Annotated in this window: 2 rRNA genes; both read right to left on the bottom strand. The window is 50.7% G+C overall.

The annotated features are described in order from the left end of the window. Positions 1-174: 174 nt before the first annotated feature. Positions 175-290, bottom strand: a 5S ribosomal RNA gene (rrf, locus tag R2R70_RS18780). A 61-nt stretch (positions 291-351) separates the two neighbouring features. Next, a 23S ribosomal RNA gene (locus tag R2R70_RS18775) occupies positions 352-1636 on the bottom strand; the annotation flags it as partial.

Raw genomic sequence — 1636 nt, 5'->3', positions numbered from 1 at the left:
ATACATATATTTAATTTACTTAACATAACATATAATAATCATATGTGTAGGTTATAGCACGATATAATACACGATATGCTTGTGCTATATGCTAACCATATTCTTTTTATTAATTTGATTAAATTATTAAGTATACAAAAACCCACCACTATAAATTAGTGGTGGGTTTCTTTTGCCTAGCAACGTCCTACTCTCGCAGGGGGAAGCCCCCAACTACCATCGGCGCTAAAGAGCTTAACTTCCGTGTTCGGTATGGGAACGGGTGTGACCTCTTCGCTATCGCCACCAAACCTGATGGAGAGAATGTTCTCTCAAAACTAGATAACAACGTTCATGCTTCACATTAGAATATAGGTTAAGTCCTCGATCTATTAGTATCTGTCAGCTCCACGTGTCACCACGCTTCCACCTCAGACCTATCAACCTGATCATCTTTCAGGGATCTTACTTCCTTGCGGAATGGGAAATCTCATCTTGAGGGGGGCTTCATGCTTAGATGCTTTCAGCACTTATCCCGTCCATACATAGCTACCCAGCGATGCCTTTGGCAAGACAACTGGTACACCAGCGGTATGTCCATCCCGGTCCTCTCGTACTAAGGACAGCTCCTCTCAAATTTCCTGCGCCCGCGACGGATAGGGACCGAACTGTCTCACGACGTTCTGAACCCAGCTCGCGTACCGCTTTAATGGGCGAACAGCCCAACCCTTGGGACCGACTACAGCCCCAGGATGCGATGAGCCGACATCGAGGTGCCAAACCTCCCCGTCGATGTGGACTCTTGGGGGAGATAAGCCTGTTATCCCCGGGGTAGCTTTTATCCGTTGAGCGATGGCCCTTCCATGCGGAACCACCGGATCACTAAGCCCGACTTTCGTCCCTGCTCGACTTGTAGGTCTCGCAGTCAAGCTCCCTTGTGCCTTTACACTCTGCGAATGATTTCCAACCATTCTGAGGGAACCTTTGGGCGCCTCCGTTACATTTTAGGAGGCGACCGCCCCAGTCAAACTGCCCACCTGACACTGTCTCCCTGCCCGATAAGGGCAGCGGGTTAGAAGGTCAATACAGCCAGGGTAGTATCCCACCGATGCCTCCACCGAAGCTAGCGCTCCGGTTTCCAAGGCTCCTACCTATCCTGTACAAGCTGTACCAACATTCAATATCAGGCTGCAGTAAAGCTCCACGGGGTCTTTCCGTCCTGTCGCGGGTAACCTGCATCTTCACAGGTACTATAATTTCACCGAGTCTCTCGTTGAGACAGTGCCCAGATCGTTACGCCTTTCGTGCGGGTCGGAACTTACCCGACAAGGAATTTCGCTACCTTAGGACCGTTATAGTTACGGCCGCCGTTTACTGGGGCTTCAATTCAGAGCTTCGCTTACGCTAACCCCTCCTCTTAACCTTCCAGCACCGGGCAGGCGTCAGCCCCTATACGTCACCTTACGGTTTTGCAGAGACCTGTGTTTTTGCTAAACAGTCGCCTGGGCCTATTCACTGCGGCTCTCTTTCGAGAGCACCCCTTCTCCCGAAGTTACGGGGTCATTTTGCCGAGTTCCTTAACGAGAGTTCTCTCGCACACCTTAGGATTCTCTCCTCGACTACCTGTGTCGGTTTGCGGTACGGGCACCTCCCGCCT

The organism is Cobetia sp. SIMBA_158 (assembly GCF_046566945.1).
In the GTDB taxonomy this organism is placed as follows: Bacteria; Pseudomonadota; Gammaproteobacteria; order Pseudomonadales; family Halomonadaceae; genus Cobetia; species Cobetia amphilecti.
The sequence above is the reverse complement of the archived record's forward strand: the minus strand, read 5'-3'. Positions and strand labels throughout refer to the sequence as shown.